Genomic DNA, 21,516 nt, shown 5'->3' with positions numbered 1-21,516 from the left:
CTATAATTATAACATTCTATGCAACCTGCCCTTTTGCTGCGGACAAAAAAAGACAGCGCATTTTGGATGCACTGCCAGTTTTCTAATTGAGAACTGTGTTTCTGTGTTCTATTTCTTCTGCATTCATCATGTCATTCTCATATGGAAGTTCAATTTCCATCCTCGTGCCTTCCCCGACTTTGCTTTCGATGGTTAATCGGCCATTATGGTTTTCGATAATCTTATAGCAAATCATCAGACCCAATCCGGTTCCTTTTTCCTTCGTTGTATAGAACGGTTCTCCCAGGCTTGAAATCCGTTCTTCCGGAATGCCTACCCCTTGATCAATGAATTGAACGGAAATCGTATTGCAGTTTTTTTTCAAGACTTTAATGGTTAATTTGCCGCCGCCTGGCATGGCTTCCATTGCGTTCTTAATGATATTCAGGAAAACTTGCTTCAATTGGTTTTTTTCACAGTGAACCATGGGGGCGTGAAGATTATTTTCCACGTTGATTTCCACATTGTTTAAAATGGACTGGGTATTGCTCAGGAGAATAACTTCGTTGATTAATTTTGTCAGATCCTCTTTTTCAAATATGTTTGCCGCAGGCTTGGCCAGCACTAAAAACTCCCCGACGATCCCATTTATGCGGTCCAGTTCTGAAAGCACTATATCAAAATACTCTTCTTTTTTGCTGCTTGACTTGAAAAGCTGAACAAAGCCTTTGATCGATGTAAGCGGGTTTCGGATTTCATGGGCGATACCGGCTGCCATCTGCCCAAGAAGTGCAAGCTTTTCCGATTTTTGCAGAAGGTTTTCCTGTTCCTCTTTTTTATCGGAAATATCTGATGCGAGCGAAAGGATGGCCTCTGTTCCTTCAAAGTCCACAATGCGTGAGCAGACTTCAAAATAGCTCTTTGTTCCGTCATTGCGTCTGATCATATATTCCGTATTATTGAAAAGCTCCTTCTCTGCTGTTATGTGCCGATATCGTTCATGAAAGCGGTCCTTGTAGTCAGGCTCAATAATATCATGCAGGGATAATCCTGTTAATGAATCGGTACCCGATCTGGACAAAGCACTGACTGCAGTGGAGTTTGCATATAAAATTTTATAGTCCTTATGTATTAGCACGGAAACCGGAAGTGATTCCAAAAGCAATTTATAGCTTTCCTTGCTGGCCCGCACTTTTTCTGCATAATACCTGGTCTTATCAAACTGCCAGCCTACAAACCAGGCAATACATGTAAATAGAAAAAAATCAAAGGAAAGAAATTTTTCCTGATGTAAAATAGATTGGTATGATGTAAATAAAATGGAAATAAGCACAAGTGAAATTTGACCAGTATGTTTTTTCATATAGTCCTCTTTACGTGTTTTTCTTTTATTTTAGCATCAATTATGAAGAAAACGATATCATTATTTTACCAGCAAGGGCATTTCTGCTGTTGTCATGTTCAGAAACTGCCCCTGAATTTTCCACTTATTTCTTTACCTGCCCATTCCCTTTCACTATATATTTCGTCGAAGTCAGAGCAGGCAGTCCCATCGGACCCCGGGCATGGAGCTTTTGGGTGCTGATGCCGATTTCAGCACCAAACCCAAACTCAAAGCCATCTGTAAAGCGTGTAGATGCATTATGGTAAACTGCCGCTGCATCGACTTCATTCAGGAATTTTTCCACATTTTCCGGGTTTGAAGAAATAATCGCTTCAGAATGTTTTGTGCCGTAGCGGTTGATATGCGAAATGGCATCATCCACGCTGTCCGTCACTTTCAAGGCGACTTCCATTCCTAAATATTCAAGAGCCCAGTCCTTCTCAGCGGCCGGGATGATCCCTTCCCCGCTAACACCTTCACCAGCATGAATCACCACTCCTTTTTCCTTAAGAGCATTTACAAGATCATAAAGACCCTTCCACTCCCTGTGAACAAGAATGGTCTCGCATGCATTGCAGACGGACGGGCGCTGTGTTTTGGCATTAACTGCTATGCTAACCGCCATTTCCTTATCAGCAATTTCATCAATATAGATATGGCAATTGCCGGCACCTGTCTCAAGTACCGGGACAGTTGAGTTCTCAACAACTGTTCGAATCAGCTTCGCTCCTCCACGCGGAATCAGGACATCCAGGTATTCGTTCAGTTTGAACAACCCTGAAGCAGTTTCCCGGCTCGTATCCTCAATAAGCTGGACGGCCTCAGGGGGCAAGTCGCTTTTTTCAAGGGCATGATGAATAACCTTCACAATGGCTTTATTGGAGTGAATGGCTGTCGAACTTCCGCGCAGCATGACAGCATTGCCTGTTTTCAGACATAAGCTTGATGCATCGACCGTTACATTGGGACGGGCTTCATAGATCATGCCGACGACGCCAAGCGGAACCCGGACCTGTGTAATGCTGAGCCCATTCGGGCGTTCCCATGCGGATAAGACCTCTCCAATTGGATCATCCAGCCGCGCAAGCTGAATAAGTGCGTCCGCCATATCCTGAAGCCGGGCTTCAGTTAACCGCAGACGGTCCAGCAAAGCTTCGCTCATTCCATTTTCCGTTCCTGCCTCCAGGTCCTTTTCGTTTTGGGCTAAAATAAAATCCTTCTCCCGCATCAGCTGCTGTGAGATGAGTTCTAATGCATGATTTTTTTGCTGTGTTGTTTTTTTCGCCAGCTCTGCTGCGGCATTCTTCGCTCTTTTTCCTTTCAGTGCTAATTCCATGAACTTTTCTCCTTTCTTTTTTGGCTTACCCAGTGATCCCGGTGTATGACAACCCGGCGGTCACTCCCTGCTTTCTGCATGGCTTCCGAACTGGATAGCCCTTTAATGGCCCGCAGTTCATCCGATGAGAAATTAACCTGCCCTTTGCCGATCAAATCTCCTTTTGGTCCAATCACTTCCACGACATCCTGTATATGAAAATGGCCCGAAATCCCAGTGACACCTGCAGGCAGAAGACTTTTTCCCTGTGTTAATATGGCCCGCGCAGCTCCGTGGTCCACTTCAATTTTCCCATTCGGAACTGAATGCAGCGCAAGCCACTGCTTGGAGGTCTTGACCCTTGGCTGAGTTCGGGTGCCGATATAAGTCCCATCCCCTTTGCCTTCGAGGATCTCTATCAGCTTTTCTTCCCCTTGTCCGACGCCAATGAAAACCTGCACACCGAGTGCCAGGGCAGTCTTTGCCGCCGAAAGCTTTGTCACCATTCCGCCGGTTCCGACCCTTGAGCCTGACCCTGCGGCAGCATTCATCAGGTCATCCGATATTTCTGTTATAAAATTGAATTTTTTGGCTTCTGTATTTGTACGCGGATTGGAGTCATATATTCCATTTATATCTGTCAGGATGATCAGGCGCTCTGCCTGTACAAGCCCGCACACAAGGGCCGACAGCATATCATTATCACCGAAGGCCAGCTCCTCGATCGATACAGAATCATTTTCATTTATTATTGGCAGTACATTCCGCTTCAATAGTTCGGACAATGTGGCATATGCATTTTGATACTGCTCCTTATGCAGGAAGTTTTGCCTTGTCAGCAGCATTTGCGCTGCAACGATGCCATGCATTTTGAATGCTTCCGTATAACCCTGCATTAATAACCCCTGACCCACTGCGGCTGCGGCCTGTTTTCCGGCAATTGTCACCGGGCGCGAAGGATAGCCAAGATCTGCAAATCCTGCCGCAACCGCTCCAGATGATATTAATATAACTTCATGCCCCTTCTCTTTTAGCCGCGAAAGGGCAGCTGCATGCTCCTCCAATTTTTCCATGCACAATCCGCCATTGTTATTCGTCAGTGAACTGCTTCCGATTTTCACCACAATCCGTTCCTTCTTCACAGGGCACCACCCTTCCCTTAATCATCATTTCTCCCGCTTCATGGAGCAGGATGTAAAAAAAAGCCCTCCCATCCCTATAAAAAGGACGGAAGAGCTTTGTCTTTCGCGGTACCACCTTCATTGGCACTTTACACTGCAAGTGCCCGCTTTGAATATCCTTTAACGCAGGAATTCGGCCAGGTTTGCCTGGCAGCTCAAGGGCTAGGTTCAATAGCTTTGCAGACTGCAGGATCTTTCAGCCGGTGAATCCCGCTCTCTTATTGCCTGAGTTCTATTTACTGATTCCCTGTCAATGCTGTTGATATTTTCATAAGATTAGAATTATTATGCATGCTTCTGTATTCTATGTCAATGATTAATTTGCTGGTCTAAAGTATAGGATGTATTCTAAAAGATTATTGTTTTGGTTTAAAAATTCTGACCGTTGATTTCCGCTACAGTCACTTGCTTTCCGCGGGGAGGAATGCGAGCCTCCTCGGCTTCGCCTGCGGGGTCTCACACTTCCCTCTCCTCCCGCTGGAGTCAAGTGCCCTCCGCTCCAATCAACTCAACAAATAAAACTAGGTTATGAAAAAGCAACAAACTTTACGAAAACAGCAAAAAGACAAAAGCCTGCAGCCGGACAGCTGCTAATTACACCATAATCCTCTCTTCCTTAATATCATGCAAGGCATTGCGCACTTTCCCGAATTCAGAGGCATGCGGACGGTCTTCCCCGTCACCGTATCCATAGTCCACCATCCGGTTTCGGTTCAGGCAGAGCTTGGTCAGCTCCGGCTTAAAGAAATCAAATAACTTGAACCGTTCCTCAAGCTGCGGGAACTTTGCCTGATAATCCTGAATGGCTTCTGCCAGATATGACCAGAACGTTTTTTCATCCATTAAGTAATGATTGATCAGCACGTTTGATAAATAGCGGAGGTGGCAGATGAACAGGCCAGTAAAAATAAATTGTGTAAGACCCTCAGGCGGTTCACTGCGCAGCACGGCTTTCAGATCCTCATCCAAACCGGCGAGCTCCGGGAAAGGCTGGTCTGAAATATTAACGTCATCTACATAATCCTTAACTGCCAATCTCACTGGTTTTGAATCTTTTAATATGAGTATGGTATTTTGCCCATGAGGTGAAAATACGGTTCCGTACTGATAAAGGAAATGCAGGAGCGGCGGCATGATGACATGGAAAAACTGCTTCATCCATTCATTCGCGCTTAATCCGGACTGCTCGATCAGACTCTGAACATACGGTTTTCCGTAGGCATCGACATGATGAAGTGCGGCCAGCGTGATTGGCTTTTCCCCCGTCTTCAAATACCCATAAATGCTTTCGCGCCAAATCGCACCCAGCATTTCATTGTACTGGTAGGGTGCGCCATTTAATGAGCTGTAGTGAGGATGGTCGACATTTAAGCTTGCAATTTCTCCCGGCAGAACAACCTCGCAATCTTCCTTTAAGAAGCTGTCATTCTCAAAAATGCCTTTAATAAAGGCCGTAACCTGCGGGGCAATCACCGTCCGTTCAGAAGGAAGCCCGCGGTAGACCAGCGTATTCAAAATGCTCATCGGAAGCTTCACATGGTGTTTCCTCTTATCACTCACATTCACAAATGTCCGTATGGACTGCTGGGGCAGATAATGATCCGTTCCTTCTTCAAGAGGAATCATGTTTTTATACGCCAAATCCTCCGGGAAGTTTTGGATCAGAACATTTTTCCATTGCCACTCATGCACCGGCATAAAATAGTAATCTTCTGGATTTAATCCATATTTCCTGATGATGCCTGAAAAATGCATGATCATTTCAGCACCGAGTTCATTCTCGATCAGTTTCTCATAGTTCAGGTCAGTGACGCTCTGGAATTGGCTGCGCTCCCGGCGGACCGCTACCCAGAACAGCTTCGTCTCATTCTGATTTTCCGGTGCGAAATTTACGTAATCATCCAAGCCAAAACCGATGCGTCCTTTGTTGTACGTAATCCAGGGGTGTCCTGTCATTTCGCCTTCCAGCTCTTCATAATCAAGCTCCGTTAGTGCATCAGCAGTTTTTCTGTGATGCACCATCAAATTTGCATCAGCAATCAGGGTTTGATTCAGTTCCCTGATCAGATGCCCCGCAGTTTCGGATGACATGCCAATATTCTCCTTAATATCAGTGAGAAATTGAATGGCATTGACAGCCGGATGCCATGTGTCGTTTTCGCAGGCTTCAACAGAACCTGATTTTACATCAAAACTGTCAAATAATCGCTTTTCTGCCCGATAGCGATACTTGCGGCCTGCGGCTGTCAGCAAGAAGTACATACCGTCTTCTAACTCAGGCTTAATCATATCCTCATACATAAATTCTGAGAGCATTTTAGCCACCAAATTTTGATTAACCTTTTCCCATACTTCCTTCTGCAGAATTTCTTCCATTTCATTGATATATAACATACTATTCCTCCTTTATCTTACTGCGGCTTTTTTCCAGGATTCATCCGCTTCAAATGATTGAAATACATTCTTTTTGTTCACCTGATAGATTTCCCTTCCGTAGACCTGGTTCATGATGACAGCATTCCGGTACGCCCCAAGCCCGAGGTCTGGTGCACCGATGCCATGTGTATGAAGCTCCCCATTTTGGATGAAAATTTTATTTTCTTTTTTGGTCCTAGTCTCCAGTGTATAATCGCGATTTATCTTGAAGCGATTATGTTTATCCCACTCGATCTCATCCTGCATATCCAAAAGGAAATGCGGCATTGATGGTGCATAGCCCGTCCCAAGAATGACGACATCTGACTCCAGCTGAAATAATTCTTCAGACACACAATGCTTTAATGTCAGCAAATGAGTGCCATTCCTTCGTTCGATTCCGGCCAGCTCTGTCATGGCGAGCAAATGAATCGGCGGCTTTTCCCCGCCAGCCGTTTTATCATATAAAAGATCATAAATATCAGCGATCGTTGTCATGCTGATTCCCTTGTAAAGCAAGTCCTGCTTAGAAAGCAGATCCTCCTTCTTTTCCTCTGGAAGCTTGAAAAAGAAATCGATATAATCAGGCGAAAAATACTCAAGGCCCAATTTACTGTATTCCATCGGAAAGAATCCTTTTGACCGGGTGAACCAGTTTAACTCATAATCACGTTCTTCCTGATTTTGCAGGAGATCATAGAAAATCTCGGCTGCACTCTGGCCAGAACCGATCACGGTGATCGAGGCTGCCTGCTCAATCTCGCTTCTCTGCTCCATATACTGAGAAGAATGCAGGATATTTGGACCAAGATACTCTTCCAGATGTGAAGGGACGGACGGGCTGGTTCCAATCCCGAGGGCCGCATGTTTTGTTAAGTAATGCCCGGTTTCCCCTGTCTGCACATTTCGGACAGTAACTTCATACAGTTCATTTAATGGAGTGACTTTCTCCACCCGGAAGCCAAATCGGCAGGACGAGAGCTGATTCGCTACCCAACGGCAATAGTCATTATATTCTTTTCGCGTAATATGAAATTTCTCCAGAAAATAAAAATGGTAAAGCCTGTTATGGGTTTGCAGATAATTTAAAAAGGTAAATCGGCTCTGTACATCGGCCATGCTGATTAAGTCAGCAAAAAAGGGCACCTGTAGGGTTGTTCCCTCAATCAGCATCCCTTTATGCCAATTGAATTCCGTACTTTGCTCAAAAAACAGAACATCCTTCCCTCCTGTTTCTTCCATCATGGCGGCAAGGCCAAGATTGAATGGGCCGATGCCGACACCGATAAGATCATACACCTTCTGCTGCAAAGACATCCTTCCATCTCCTTTCAAACGGTTCTCTTTCACAGAACATCAGCATGCCTGTCTTATCCGGCAGTTCAATGGGCTTTATCTTTTCAAATCCGCATCTCTCAAAAATATGGATCATTTTTTTATTGCGGATGTCCGGCTCTGCCATCACTTTTTCTGTTTTCTGCTGTAAAAATTGAAAATGAACCATTGCCCGCAGCAGCGGAAGCCCGTATCCTTTTCCCAAATAGTCCGGTTCGCCAATTAGCAGATGGATTCCCTGATCACCGGGATGGGGATCATAACAGCTCTCCACTACATCCCCTTGAACCCAATACGCTTCCCAATAGCTCATGGGATCCCCATCCATCATGCCTAAAAATAGTGTCTGATGGGGATCAGCTAAAAAACCCTTTAAATGGGACCGGTACTTCTCAATAGGGATGTTCAGGTTCCAAAATGGAATGACATGAGGCTCCTGGTGCCATTTATGCAGAGTCTTAACATCCCTTTCAAGGGCGACTTTAACAAAGGCTATCTCCTGATCCACTTCCCGGTCATAAAATCTAAACTCCGGCTTCATCAGCAATCAGCACCTTTTGCAGCGGATTTGGTATTTTCGTATAGACCGATTGGGTTTCCATAGAGCCGACCAGTTCATCCATATCATAAAACCGTGTAAGCAGGTTGGCTTTGCAAGGAAGCTCCTTTAAATCAAGCAAGCTTCTAAGCAAGGCGGATCCCCCGCCCGTCTGATCAAGCTTTAAGAGCTCCTGCTTCAAAATGGCCAGGAGACCTTCCTCATCTGCAAGGCCTGCAGTCCCAAACCCATTAATGAGCCCAAACAGATGGTTCATAAAGAAGTAATAGCGGAAGCGCTCGATTGCGACCTCATCACTGCAGAGGGTAGAACTTTTTCTGCTTACATCCGGAATGATTTCTGAAAGCAGCCCGGCTTTTGACTCACTAAAATAATATCCTTGATTATCCCGATAATAGAATCTGGCCGGATAGCCGTTCTCCAGCTCCACAATGGAATTTTGCTGATGTGCTTCCAGCGCTATCCCGTAAGTTTCATACAGCCAAATCATAGGATTGAGTGTAATAGACAGGTATTTTTTAAACCAATCGCGGCTGACTTCCTTCATCGTCCGATTTTCTTTTTCTGAGAGGTCCCGGATTACCGCCTCCAGCCGGGTACGGCCGCCGTAGCCATGATCCTGAACAAGACCGGCAATTAAAGTTATATTTCTATCATTCTTATAAAACGGGTTTTCACGAATGACCACTTCAAATCCGGAGGTTTCTTTATTCAATGGAATATCCAGGAAGGCAGGATCCTGAATGATATGGAATTCCGGATATTGTTCCTGCAGTGTTATCCCTATCTGGGAATTCATCAGCCGTGTTACTTCGACTCCCCTGTACAATTCCTTTTTCAGATTCACTCGGAGCGAATTGGTGATTTTCACGGGAACTGAGAACTTCAGCATATAGCGGAAATCTGGACTATATACCGTTCGCATGGAAGATGTCGCTGCAAATGGCAAGCCATATGGACCTAAATAGCGCAGCTTCCCCGAATGAATCAATGCCTGCACTTCCATGTCCTTTAATAAAAGGGGCACCTGGAGAGGGTGCACAGGAATGAAGACAGATTGCTGATCTCTTCCGAATTTCTCTGTGAAATGTTCATCTCTCTGCAGCAGCTCGCGAATGATTTCTTCCCCACTCGTCTGATCAGTAGAGTCTTGTGAAACAATCTCCCGGTCTGCTTCAAAAAAATGGAGCTGGAAAGTCCCCTTTAACTCAGGAGAGTAAAAGGACTCCTCTTCCATGGACATTCCCTGCTTGCTCTTTGGCGTTGGGTGAAGCAGGTGGCCGAATAAAAGCGACTGTTCTGCTTCAATAAACGTAAAGTCTGTGCTCTGGAGACGGTCTGCATCCCTTTCGCGCTCCGTCAGGTACCGCTGGATATTCCTGCAGCTGAGAATCGCCCGAAGCATCATCTCGTCTTCCACTCCCTCTCTGCCAGTCGAGACAAGCAGCTCCTTGCTGATGACTGCGATAAGTGTGACATAATCAAGCGGTACATCCTTGCCATTTACGTTTAGGAAGAGCGGAAAATGGAAGGTATGGCGGCCAGTAACAGACCAGTGCCTGACTGACGCTTTAATAACAATATCCAAATGGGCCAGTTGAATTTCCAGACATTTGTATGTATCCTCACTTTTACTGTCAGGCTTCTCATTTTCAATTAACCGAAAATGCTGTGTTTCTCTTAAGTAACAGTTCAAAAAGCTTTGCATGCTTGCCTGCTGTGCCGTTTTAATATGATTTGTCAAAGGACTTCCTCCTTCTGTTTGTACTCTTTTGCAAATAGACTGAGGGATTCAACAGCCAATTTCACTTCCGCCATGGTTGTCTGCGGGTTTAATAGCGTGAATTTCAAATATTGAGAACCATTTACTTTTGTTTTAGCGATTAGCGCCTCTCCGCTGTGCAGGAGTTTTTTATAAATGTGCAGATTGAGTCCATCTGGATCATTTTCATCCAAAAACCTGAACACAATGGCATTCAATTCGGGATCAGACTGTGCCACTTGAATTCCCGGTATTTCCTGAAGCCATCGCGCACACTGTTTGGCCAGCTCGATTGTATGGTCAATCATCCGCGAGAAGTTTCTTTCCCCGACTACCCGCAGTGATAGATAGAGTTTCAGCGCATCAAACCGCCTGGTTGTCTGGACCGATTTATTGACCAGATGATCAAGGTCCTCATCTTCAGGATTTAAATAATCTGCGTGGTAAGACAAAAACTGGAAGCTGGATTTACTTTTTACAAAGAATGCTCCACAGCTGATCGGCTGATAAAACATTTTGTGAAAATCGATGCTCACCGAGTCAGCCTTCTCAATCCCTGCCAATTTGCTGCAATGTGTTTCACTCAAGATAAGTGCTCCGCCATATGCAGCATCAACATGCAGCCACAATCCATTTTCATCGGCTGCTTCTGCCAATTCCCCGAGCGGATCAAGGCTTCCAAAGTCAGTCGTCCCACATGTGGCAGCAATGCACATAGGGTAATAGCCGCTGTCCTTTAAGTGCTGTATTTCTTTTCTTAATGAAGACACGCACATTCTCATGTTTGCATCACTCTTGATTTTCACCACTGCCTGTTCACCAAGCCCCAGCTGGGAGGCTGATTTGCTAACTGTAAAATGGGCTTTTTCGGAACAAAGTATCCGAAGCTTATGCCCTTCAGAAGGCAAACCCAGCTTTTTTACATCCCAATTCCACTTTTTCTGGCAAAAGTAATCCCGCGCAAGCAGCAATCCCATGTAATTGGATTGGGTGCCCCCGCTTGTAAAAGTGCCATCCGCACTGCTGGCTAATGATAGCTTTTCAGCCAGCCATTTCACCACTTTTTCTTCGAGATACGTCGCCGCACTGCTCTGATCCCACGAATCCATCGACTGGTTCAGCACAGCGATAATTAATTCAGCCGCAATGGCAGGAATCATAGGGGGACAATGCAGATGGGCCATACTGCCAGGGTGGCTGACATGGATGCTGTTGCTGACCACTTTTTCAAAAACCTCTTCCATCACGTTTGAAGAAGATTCTCCGTTCTGTGAACTGTTTGCTAATAGAGCAATTTCCTTTTCAATCGTCTCAGCCTGTTTGCCATTGAATACCTTTGGCTGCATCCGGTAAAATTCACTCAGCAGAATCTGGACTTCTGAAAGGATGTGCTGAAAGCTGTTCTGGCTTTCAGCGTCCTGAGATAAGAAAAATTCCTTGAATTGATTCATTTGACTGCTGCCTCAACCGCTTCAGCAAAAATATTCACGACTTCATCCAACTGTGCTTCTGTAATAATAAGCGGCGGAAGGAAACGGACGACACTGCCATGTCTGCCGCCAACTTCAAGGATCAGCCCGCGATTGAAGCACTCTCTTTGAATTCGGCTCGAAAGGCCTGGATCTGCTTTGAATGCACCTTTTCGCCCGCTGGGCTCGGAAGGATCAACTATTTCCGCTCCGACCATTAGCCCCCGGCCGCGAACATCGCCAATTTCAGGATATTTCTCCTGCAGATCTTTAAGCGACGCCAGTAATTTCTCACCTAAAAACCCAGCTTTTTCTGCTAATTTATTGTCTTTGATATATCGAAGAGTTGCTGTTCCGGCTGCCATTGCCATCTGATTCCCTCTGAATGTTCCAATATGTGCACCCGGAGACCACTGATCAAGCGACTGGTCATATACTACAACGGATAATGGCAGGCTTCCGCCAATTGCCTTTGAAAGAACGACTACATCCGGAACAATTCCTGCATGTTCGAAGGCGAATAGCTTTCCGGTTCTGCCAATCCCAGTCTGAACTTCATCAATGATGAGCGGAATATCCCGTTCTTTTGTCATTCGGCGAATTTCCTTCAGCCATTCCACTGGAGCAGGAATCGAACCTCCCTCACCCTGAACGACTTCCAGTATGATGGCTGCAGGCGGCAATATTCCGCTTTCCGGATCATCGAGAAGGTTTTCAATATAGCGGCTGCTGAGCTTATGTGTCTCTTCCCCGCCAACCCCGAAAGGACAGCGATACTCATAGGGATACGGCATAAAGTGGACATCAGGCATTAATCCCTGTACTTTCTCCTTTGGTGAAAGGTTTCCTGATAGCGCCATCGTTCCATGTGTGGCCCCGTGATAACCACCCTGGAACGATAGTATGCTTCTTCTGCCTGTAGATGTTTTAACCAGTTTGATGGCTGCTTCGATCGCATCTCCGCCGGTTGGGCCGCAGAATTGAATCTTGGCCCTCTCAGCAAATTCCTTGGGCAGGCTTTTATATACTTCACTTACAAACTCTTCTTTTACAGGTGTTGTCAGATCAAGTGTATGCAGCGGCCGCTTATCATGAAGAACCTTCTCAATAGCCTCGGTAACGACCGGATGATTATGCCCCAGTGCCAGGGTTCCTGCACCAGCAAGGCAGTCAATATAGCTTTTTCCGTCCGCATCTTTCACATTAATCCCTTCTGCTTCCTCAATCGCAATTGGAATTCTCCTTGGATAGCTGCGCGCGTTTGATTCCCGTCTTTCCTGCTGTTTAAGGTAAAATTCGTTGGTTTTCTCCATTTGTAAAGTGCTCATATATAGTATTTCTCCCTTCATTCTTGTTGAAAATGATTCTCATTACTGTTTACATGGACACTTTAAATGATAATGATTATCATCGTCAATAGGAGTTCATCCCTAATTTATATTCTTGTCTGAATTTTTCCTATGTATCTACGGGTATTCCGTTGGATAAAGATGCAATAGCAAATGGGGCCAATTCCAGTAATAGAGCTACTTTAAAGGACTAAAGCTTTTTTATGGGATTGGTTAAGTCTTTTGTCACCGCTTTTGCGCTATTTTTTTTCTTGCTCTTCTACATTTCACACATTCAAATGGGAATGCTAAGAGGAGAAATCTAAATGTGGGAGGATCTGCATATGGAGTCAAACGGTAAGCAGTTATCCATATTTTCTCTTGGCGGCATTAATGAAATTGGGAAAAACATGTATGTGATTCAATACGATAACGATTTGATTGTAATAGATGCCGGAGGAAAATTTCCTGATGAGACCCTGTTGGGGATAGATTTAATCATTCCGGATATTACATACCTAGAGGAAAACAGAGAGAAAATACGAGGTCTGATTGTGACGCATGGACATGAGGATCATATCGGAGGAGTTGCCTATCTTCTCAAAAAAATCAATATGCCGGTCTATGCAACGAGATTTACACTCGGGCTGATTGAATTAAAATTAACGGAGCATCGCCTGTTGCGTGAGTCAGAGCTGATCACCATTGACGCTGATACCCGCCTTGATTTTGGTGAAATAGGCGCCAGCTTTTTCAAGGTGAATCACAGCATCCCGGATTGTCTGGGAATTGTGTTTAATACACCAGAGGGAAAGGTTGTTCATACGGGTGATTTTAAATTTGATTTGACCCCAGTTAATCAGGAGCATGCTGATATCCACAGGATGGCTGAAATCGGCCGGGAAGGAGTTCTTGCCCTTCTTTCAGAAAGCACGAATGCTGAGCGGTCCGGATTTTCGCCAACGGAGCATATTGTCGGAGAGAACATTGAGGAAGCATTTATGAAAGCCCCACGCAAAATCATCATCTCAACATTCGCTTCCAATGTGAGCCGTGTCCAGCAGGTGGTGGCTGCAGCCATCAAAGCGAACCGAAAGCTTGTCCTGCTCGGCCGGAGCATGGTGAATGTGGTGGAAGTGGCGATCGAACGCGGATATCTGACCGTGCCCGAGGGAATGATTATTAATCCGAAAGAAGCCATGCATCTGGCTCCTGACAAGATATGCATCCTTTGTACAGGCAGCCAGGGTGAGCCAATGGCTGCCCTCTCGCGCCTTTCTTCCGGAAATTACCGTGACGCTGAAATTCATCCTGAGGATACCGTCATTCTGGCTGCCTCCCCGATCCCAGGGAACGAACGCGATGTCTCTAAAATCATTGACAACCTGTTTAAACTGGGCGCGAGAGTGATTTACGGTTCAGGCAGTTCTACCGGAATGCATGTGTCCGGCCACGGCTACCAGGAGGATTTGAAGCTAATGCTTACATTGATGAAGCCGAAATACTTTATTCCCATTCACGGTGAATACAGAATGCTTCATCATCATAAATTGCTTGCTGAATCGATCGGTGTTGAGGAAGGGAACACTTTTATCATAAAAAATGGGGATGTCGTTGATATTGCCGACGGCGAAGCGCGCCAGACAAGGCGGGTGCCTGCAGGCGATACGTATGTGGATGGTGTGGGTGTCGGAGACATTGGCAGCATCGTGCTCCGCGACAGGAAGCAGCTTTCCGAGGATGGCATGCTTGTGATCGTGCTGACCATGAGCAAGAGTGAACGCAAAATGATATCAAAGCCGGATACGATCTCCAGAGGCTTCATATACGCACGGGAATCAGAAGACCTGCTGAGAGATATCAACAGGATTGCGGAAAAGACCGTCAACGATCTACCAGAACAGGATAAAAGCCAGTGGAATGTCATCAAGCAGAGCATCAAAAAATCACTTGGACAGTTCTTATTTGAAAAAACAAAGCGCAAACCAATGATCCTGCCAATCATAATTGAAATTTAAACGAAAAGAGGCAAGCCTTGATCGGCTTGCCTTTATCACAGGATAACTCGAATCAGTTCCTTCAGATTGGAGTTTCCCATTATCTAAAGGGCTGCTTAGCCGCGGCGTCCGCCTCGGCCGCCCCGCTTTCCTTCAGTATTGCGCTTCAATGAAGAAATATTTTCTTCGCTTGATTTTAAGAATTTTGCCATTTTGTCTTCAAAGCTTTCCTTCGGCTTAAAGTTTCCTTTTGAACGGAAATCTCTGGAACCGCCACGGCGATCATCTCTTCCCTGGCGCGGTGGGCGCTGAGAATATGAAGATTGGCCTTCCGGTCTGTCCACTGCTTTTTTGATGGACAGGGCAATTTTGCCTTCCTTCTCACTAAGCACTTTAACAGTTACTTCATCGCCAACTTTTAAATGGTCATTCACATCTTTAACATAGCTGTCCGCTACCTCACTAATGTGAACAAGACCTGTTGTGCCGCCTGGCAGCTCAACAAAAGCTCCGAAATTTGTAATACCTGTTACTTTTCCTTGTACCTTGCTTCCAATTTCGATTGACAAAAAAACTTCCCCCTCGGTAGTGTTAACAACGTCTTATTATAACTTTTTTTTAAGATAATTTCAATGCCGGCAATATACCACCGATATTCTACCCGGAATAAGCGGGTTTCAACCCTGTTTTTAAGTGATTTTGATGTAATTTACTGCATTTTGGGCCATTGTGCTAACGAAATCCCCTCTTTTATATCAAAAAAATTTTTTGTGTGCGGATAACGTGTTTTTATGTGCGTATAGCCCTTTTTTGTGTGCGGATAACAATATTTATGTGCGCATAGCTCTTTTTTGTGTGCGGATAACAATATTTATGTGCGCATAGCTCTTTTTTGTGTGCGGATAACAATATTTATGTGCGCATAGCCCTTTTTGTGTGCGGATAACAATATTTGTGTGCGCATAGCCCTTTTTTGTGTGCAGATAACAATATTTGTGTGCGCATAGCCCTTTTTTGTGTGCAGAAAAAAGAGATATGTGCACATAACGCTTTTTTTGTGCAGATAGCTGCATCTTGCGTGCGTTCTGCTGCTAATCTGCAAAAATACCTCTTAAATCTTACTAGTATGCCCTTCCTGCAGAACCTTCCTGCTGAAATGCCGCTTCATAATTACCCCATACAGTGACGCTAATACCTGCTGAAATAGTATGCCGATGACTACAGGCACGGCAACAGGTGCCGGAAAATAAGTGACTGCCAGAACAGAGCCAACACTTATATTCCTCATCCCGCCATTAAACGTAACAGACACAGTTGTGCCTTGATCGTACTTCAGTAAATTTGCGATAATAAATGATATCAGATAGCCCATAAATGCCACACATAATACAATAATCGCGATGAAGATTAATTTAAGGTTTACCTCCTTAAGATACGGGGCAACTATAGCACTATTGAGCATAACCACAATGGCCATGCCAAGCTTTGAAAAAGGTGAAAGACGGCTGCTTAGTGCTTGAGCGGTTCTTCCTGCAAATTGATTGAAGAGCATGCCAAGAAAAGAAGGCAGAACAATCATCCCGAATAAACCAGCCATCATTGGCACAGTATCAATCTGAACAGATTTCTGAAAAAATACCGATAAAGTAAGCGGTACAATAAATGGTGACAGAAAGGTATCTACCAGAATAATGGACAATGTCAGCGGAATATTGCCGCGATATATGGATACCCAAATAAAGCTTGATATGCCAGTCGGGATGGTCATAGCCAATACCAGACCGGTAATGGTGAACGAATCATCACCGAACGCAAGTGTACCAGTACTCCAGGCAAATAGAGGCATCAGAATATGAAGCAAGATCAAAATGAGAAAAAGCGGCTTTGGATGATGAATGATTTCCTTTAAACTGCCAAAACTCGAGTTCAGACTGCCCGAAAACGTCATAAATGCAAAAACCCATGGAATGATAAAGGCATAATCCTTTATATAACCTGCCAGCATAACACCAAGAACGACGCTTATTGGAGTAATCAATGGCATCATTTTCTCCAGCTGTTTATTGATTTGAATCAGCACACTGAGTACTCTCCTTTTCTGATTAATTACTAAGATAACTATACATTTTAACATAATCCGGATATCAAAAGTGAAAAAGAGCCAAAATCGGCTCTTTCCTCTTATCTCCGTTTTTCCGGCATATATTTCAGCCATTTTCCCAGTCTCCAGCTGTTCACTCCATACCCAAAAAGCGCAATGGCAGCTATACCTGCAGAAAACTGTGTGATTAGCATTTCTTCTGTATAAACACCAAATCCTGCCCCTGCTAAACCTAGCAAGAATAGCTGAAAAAGCTGTCTTTTCCGATTTTCATAGATTATAAACTGAAACTCCCTTCTTTGCCCGGCCTCATGCAGTTTTTCCAATTTACGCGGTGTTTCCAGGAACTCCGCTGCTGAATGGAAAATTTTAAAGAAAGGCTGGGACTGAATAATGTTCCAAATAAAGGACCACCTATTCCCCTGTGAACTCAGCCATTCCATAAAAACAGGTTTTCCAAGCTCAAGAAGATCATCTTCCCCTGCCAGTTGGCGAACAATCCCTTCTATAGTCATAAATGACCTGCCCAGAAAAACAAAGCGGGTTGGCACCTGGATCGGAAGAGCAGCAATCAGATCGTTAAGTTCAAGCTTAAGTGCCACTATATCCAGCTCTTTTACTTGAGAGAGATCAAATGCCATCCAGTCTGAAAGCAGATTCTCCATTGTTCCCGCATTCGCTTCCGGCAGAAGAAATCCCAGCTCTGAAAAACTTTCAACTGCTTTACTGTAATTTTTTGCGAGAATGGATTCTATTAATTTTTGAAAAGATACGGCATCTTTTTTTGAAATTTCACCAGCCATGCCGAAATCAAGAAGAATGATCCTCCCATCCCTTGTGAACTGCACATTCCCTGGATGGGGATCGGCATGAAACATACCAGGCTCCAGCCATTGCGGCAGGAAGAGCTTCATCAAACGGCGTGCCAGATCCTCGCGGGATATCTCCAGGTTTTCAATCGCTGCCAAATCATTGAGTCTTTTCCCCTCCACCCATTCCATGACAAGCACTTTTGGGGTGCAAAGCTCCTGATGCACGTCCGGAATTTTCACCATCTCACTGTCTTTAAATCGCTCCTTAAAATACAGCAGGGTATCCTTTTCCTTTGTAAAATCCAGCTCCCGTTCAATTACCTGCTTAAGCTCCTGAAAAAGGACTTTTAAATTAATGAATCCCTTAGGAATAGGGGCAAATCGATCCGCGAACCAAACAAGAATACTTAAAATTCTGAAGTCGATATGAACAATGGACTGTATATTGGGACGCTGCACTTTAATGGCGATAATTGTGCCATCCTGCAGAGCGCCTTTATATACCTCTCCAATTGAAGCGGAAGCTATGGCTTCTTTTTCAATCGCTACCACCCTTTTAGAAAGGCCGCTTTCCCATTCTTCGTTTAAAATACTCTGGATTTCGCTCCATTCCGATGAAGGTACTTTATCCGTCAGGTCTTGAAGCTCCTGAATGAACGCATTTGGAAGCAAATCAGAACGAATGCTGATGAACTGGCCAATCTTAATCAGCAGCCCTTCCAATTCAAAAAGTGTTGCCCGGCATTTTCTGCCGATGCCAGACCATAATTTTTCCCACTCTGCTTCTGATTTCCGTGTCCATTTAAACCAGTAAATTTGAAAGATAATGAGAAGTGCCAGCGAAAAAACTTTGTACATGCGGAGCCATTTACTTCTCGTATTCATTTCGATCATCTTCTTCCCCATGTTAAATGTACTGTCTTATTCTGCATAATAGGCTGAATCTCCTTTTATACGATATCATGATTAATAAGTTTCATGACATAAGAAAACAGCCCGCCCTACACAAAGGACAAGCTGCTTGCGATATTTTGCCGGATATACTGATGGATGATGTTCACAATCTCTTCCTTATCATGGTCCATAGATGCCACATGATAGGAGTTATAGAGGGATACAGCTTTCTTTTCCATGGAGCCAATATTATCCAGAATAAAATCCGTACACTCTGCAGGCACAACATGATCCTCTAATGATTTAAAGCCTATTACAGGTGTTTTAATGGACGGCAGTAAGTCTGGTGTATTTTCCATGACATTCTGCAATTCAAAGATGGAGCGGATAGGAACTTTCCCGTACGTAATTTCCTCTACTCCCTCTTTTTTTATATCCGGTGCCCCTTCATCCAGGTATCTTGGATTTGTTTTTCCTTTTAAATATTCATAGCATGGAACCCTTAGTGCGGCATTCATTAGTGCAATACCTGCAATTTCAGGATATTTATTTGCCAGCCAAAGAGTCAGGGCACCGCCCATGGATTGGCCTGCAGCAAAAACAGATGTGCATCTTTCTTTTAGGAATAGATAACCCTTTTCTGCTTCCGCAAACCAATCCTCATGAGTGGTATTTTCTATATCCTTATAATGCGTGCCGTGGCCTTTAAGCCTTGGAGCATAGACCGTATAGCCAAGCTTGGCAAATGACTCCCCCAAAAACCGTACACTCTGGGGAGTTCCCAGAAAACCATGTGTGATCAGAATCCCGATTTCATTGCCTTCATAGTAGAATGATTCTGCACCGTCCAAAACAGGATAATGTTCAGTCATAATCTGTTCCTCCCTCAGAATTAATTATTCACATTATATTACCTACTATTCCGACCTGTCAACTTGTATTTATTCAAAGAACTGTTTTATAACTATATGCAGCGGTTAGAACTAAGCAGTCTTAAACAGAATGCTGCAGACAAACAGAATTCAAATACTCCCTGCTATCCGCTCAGTAAAAATAATAAAAATAGCAACAAACTTCGCAAAAACAGCCAAAAAAATGAAAAGTATAATAGTTAATCCCAATAACTCCAACAATCATCCATATTTTGAGCCACCCCCAAAAAACGGCTGCACTTTCACGTGCACCCGTTCATTCATAGCTTAATATCTTTCAAGCAATTCAATAATCACCTTGAAAGTTGATGCTGTATCCATATAGGCATATTTGCCGTTCCCATTATAAAAGTTGCCAGTTTGAATGACTGGATATCCCATTCCTTCCATCAATCTGATTTTCTCATCCAGATTATCAACTACAAAAGAAATATGATGGACACCCTCCCCGTATGTTTCCAGATGCTCCTGCCAAGTACTTGGTGAATCCCCCGGTTCGATTAATTCAATTTGAATAAGCGGTGTATTGATGAACATATATCTTGATGAACCTTCTGTTGGCTGGCCCCTGAACATAACCTGTGCCGTTTCACTTGGGCCTGATTGTATTATGGGCGGCATATCGGCACCGAGAAGCTTACAGTAAGCTTCTGCAGCTGCCTCCAGATCTTTTACGACGATTGCCAGCTGCTCGACTTTATTTGTTCCAAGCAATGGACTGAGTAATTCAGGGGCAGCTGCAGTATTTCTTCCCTCAGAGCTTTCCAGAAGCTCAACCAATAGCTTGCAGTCATTCAAGGTATCTGCATAAATATATCTGCCTTCACTCGAAGTAAATTCTCCGCTTTGCAGTAATGGGTACCCGCTTTCCTCAAAAAATGGCATCCGCTCGCTGATGGATTCCACATCAAAGGCAATATGGTGTATGCCTTCTCCAGCTCTATCCAAAAACTCCCGCATCGTGCCTGGTTCCTCATTTGGTTCAATCAATTCAAATTGAACAGTTGGTGTATTTAGAAATGCTAATTTGCTTCTTGATGCAGTAGGCTTTCCGCGGTAAATTACCTTTGATACTTCCTGATCACCTGTTAAAAACCATTCTGGCTTGGGAACTCCCAGTAATCCCGAAAAAGCCTCACATGCCTCTTCAATGTCCCGAACAACAAATGCCAGCTGGTTAATCGCCTGATTTCCTGCTAACGGCTCTTTAGCGGTTTTACTATTTGCCATAAGTACACCTCCTAAATAACGCTTCTCCTTCATGATAGTCCCCGTACAGCAAGTCCTCCATCACTGGAAATCACTTCGCCAGTTATGGCCCGGGATTGATCTGAAGCCAGCAATACATATGCTCCCACATGGTCTTCACTTGTCATGGCAATGCGAAGGGGATTCCGGGATTTAATGCTTTTCGCTTTCGTATCCTGATCGACTGCTTTCACAAACGGCTTAAGCGGATGGATGACATTAAGGGCGGTCAATGTGCCGCCAGGGGCAACTGCGTTCACCCGGATATCCGGGGCTAATTCAAAGGCAAGCTGGCGCATTAAGCCAATTTGCGCATGCTTGCTGGCTGTATACCAGACTCCGCCCCCGTCCGGGTAAAAGCCGGCTCCGGAAACCGTAAAGATTATATTTCCATTTGTTTTTTTTAATTCAGCCATTGAAGCTTTTGCCCCATTAAAATAGCCTTTGACATTAATATTGAATAACAGGTCATAGGCAGCTGACATGGCCTCTGGTGTTACTTCACTAAATTTGGCAAACCCGTCGAATACGCCGGCATTGGCAACGAACACATCCAGTTTCCCCGCCGCCTCCACAGCAGCTTCCACAGCGTGAAGGTGATCCTCATATACAGTGACGTCCCCTTCCATGCATAGAACATGATCCCCGAATTCCTTTTTCAATTGCTCAAGGCCGGCTGCTGACTTATCCAGCACCGTTACAAAGGCTCCTTCTCGTATAAAACTCTCAGTAACCGCCTTGCCGATGCCGGAGGTGCCACCGGTTAAATAGACTGATTTTCCGCTAAGCCGTGCCATACTGGATG

The 21,516-nt window shown here is 44.6% G+C and carries 16 protein-coding genes and 1 other annotated feature; of the genes, 1 reads left to right on the top strand and 15 read right to left on the bottom strand.

Features of this window, described 5'->3' with window-relative positions:
• Window positions 1-82: 82 nt before the first annotated feature.
• The 9 genes from AC6CHU_RS00955 to AC6CHU_RS00915 all read right to left on the bottom strand — a co-directional run bounded on the left by AC6CHU_RS00955 (window position 83) and on the right by AC6CHU_RS00915 (window position 12,712).
• On the bottom strand, window positions 83-1,342 hold the full coding sequence (locus tag AC6CHU_RS00955) for an ATP-binding protein (protein WP_498119670.1): 1,260 nt from the start codon (window positions 1,340-1,342) through the stop codon (window positions 83-85).
• A gap of 124 nt (window positions 1,343-1,466) precedes the next feature.
• Entirely contained in the window at window positions 1,467-2,699 is a 1,233-nt protein-coding gene (locus AC6CHU_RS00950) for a glutamate-5-semialdehyde dehydrogenase (protein WP_159867645.1), read from the bottom strand.
• Entirely contained in the window at window positions 2,690-3,820 is a 1,131-nt protein-coding gene (gene proB / locus AC6CHU_RS00945; RefSeq protein ID WP_159867642.1) for a glutamate 5-kinase, read from the bottom strand. The genes AC6CHU_RS00950 and proB overlap by 10 nt, the downstream gene beginning before the upstream one ends.
• A 78-nt stretch (window positions 3,821-3,898) precedes the next feature.
• Window positions 3,899-4,122, bottom strand: a binding site (T-box leader).
• A 331-nt stretch (window positions 4,123-4,453) separates the two neighbouring features.
• A complete protein-coding gene (locus tag AC6CHU_RS00940; protein WP_159867639.1) occupies window positions 4,454-6,253 on the bottom strand; it encodes an IucA/IucC family protein in 1,800 nt (599 codons plus the stop codon).
• A 12-nt stretch (window positions 6,254-6,265) separates the two neighbouring features.
• On the bottom strand, window positions 6,266-7,591 hold the full coding sequence (locus AC6CHU_RS00935; protein ID WP_251284266.1) for a lysine N(6)-hydroxylase/L-ornithine N(5)-oxygenase family protein: 1,326 nt from the start codon (window positions 7,589-7,591) through the stop codon (window positions 6,266-6,268).
• Window positions 7,566-8,150: a GNAT family N-acetyltransferase gene (locus tag AC6CHU_RS00930; protein WP_498119667.1), complete on the bottom strand. Its 585-nt coding sequence runs from the start codon at window positions 8,148-8,150 to the stop codon at window positions 7,566-7,568. Before AC6CHU_RS00930 ends, AC6CHU_RS00935 begins: the two co-directional genes overlap by 26 nt.
• Window positions 8,134-9,912, bottom strand: a complete 1,779-nt coding sequence (locus tag AC6CHU_RS00925) for an IucA/IucC family protein (RefSeq protein WP_498119665.1) — start codon at window positions 9,910-9,912, stop codon at window positions 8,134-8,136. Before AC6CHU_RS00925 ends, AC6CHU_RS00930 begins: the two co-directional genes overlap by 17 nt.
• Window positions 9,909-11,381, bottom strand: coding sequence for a pyridoxal phosphate-dependent decarboxylase family protein (locus AC6CHU_RS00920; RefSeq protein WP_498119663.1), 1,473 nt, complete (start codon window positions 11,379-11,381; stop codon window positions 9,909-9,911). The genes AC6CHU_RS00925 and AC6CHU_RS00920 overlap by 4 nt, the downstream gene beginning before the upstream one ends.
• Window positions 11,378-12,712, bottom strand: coding sequence for an aspartate aminotransferase family protein (locus AC6CHU_RS00915; protein WP_498119661.1), 1,335 nt, complete (start codon window positions 12,710-12,712; stop codon window positions 11,378-11,380). The genes AC6CHU_RS00920 and AC6CHU_RS00915 overlap by 4 nt, the downstream gene beginning before the upstream one ends.
• Window positions 12,713-13,071: 359 nt before the next feature.
• Here AC6CHU_RS00915 and AC6CHU_RS00910 point away from each other — a divergent pair, with 359 nt between their 5' ends.
• Entirely contained in the window at window positions 13,072-14,745 is a 1,674-nt protein-coding gene (locus AC6CHU_RS00910) for a ribonuclease J (protein WP_251284262.1), read from the top strand.
• A 95-nt stretch (window positions 14,746-14,840) separates the two neighbouring features.
• Here the strand turns inward: AC6CHU_RS00910 and AC6CHU_RS00905 are convergent, their stop codons facing one another.
• The 6 genes from AC6CHU_RS00905 to AC6CHU_RS00880 all read right to left on the bottom strand — a co-directional run bounded on the left by AC6CHU_RS00905 (window position 14,841) and on the right by AC6CHU_RS00880 (window position 21,508).
• Window positions 14,841-15,293 (bottom strand): S1 domain-containing RNA-binding protein, encoded by a 453-nt coding sequence (locus AC6CHU_RS00905; protein WP_159867626.1) that lies wholly within the window; start codon window positions 15,291-15,293, stop codon window positions 14,841-14,843.
• Window positions 15,294-15,835: 542 nt separating this feature from the next.
• Entirely contained in the window at window positions 15,836-16,804 is a 969-nt protein-coding gene (locus AC6CHU_RS00900) for a bile acid:sodium symporter family protein (protein WP_498119846.1), read from the bottom strand.
• 101 nt (window positions 16,805-16,905) lie between these two features.
• Window positions 16,906-18,522: an ABC1 kinase family protein gene (locus AC6CHU_RS00895; protein ID WP_498119659.1), complete on the bottom strand. Its 1,617-nt coding sequence runs from the start codon at window positions 18,520-18,522 to the stop codon at window positions 16,906-16,908.
• Window positions 18,523-18,638: 116 nt separating this feature from the next.
• Entirely contained in the window at window positions 18,639-19,403 is a 765-nt protein-coding gene (locus AC6CHU_RS00890) for an alpha/beta hydrolase (protein WP_159867622.1), read from the bottom strand.
• Window positions 19,404-19,730: 327 nt separating this feature from the next.
• The gene (locus tag AC6CHU_RS00885) at window positions 19,731-20,693 is read right to left on the bottom strand and encodes a VOC family protein (RefSeq protein WP_159867620.1); all 963 of its coding nucleotides are present in this window, start codon (window positions 20,691-20,693) and stop codon (window positions 19,731-19,733) included.
• A 29-nt stretch (window positions 20,694-20,722) separates the two neighbouring features.
• Window positions 20,723-21,508: an SDR family NAD(P)-dependent oxidoreductase gene (locus AC6CHU_RS00880; RefSeq protein ID WP_498119657.1), complete on the bottom strand. Its 786-nt coding sequence runs from the start codon at window positions 21,506-21,508 to the stop codon at window positions 20,723-20,725.
• Between the last annotated feature and the right edge of the window lie 8 nt (window positions 21,509-21,516).

Source organism: Cytobacillus sp. GQ23, from assembly GCF_059758675.1.
The sequence above is the reverse complement of the archived record's forward strand: the minus strand, read 5'-3'. Positions and strand labels throughout refer to the sequence as shown.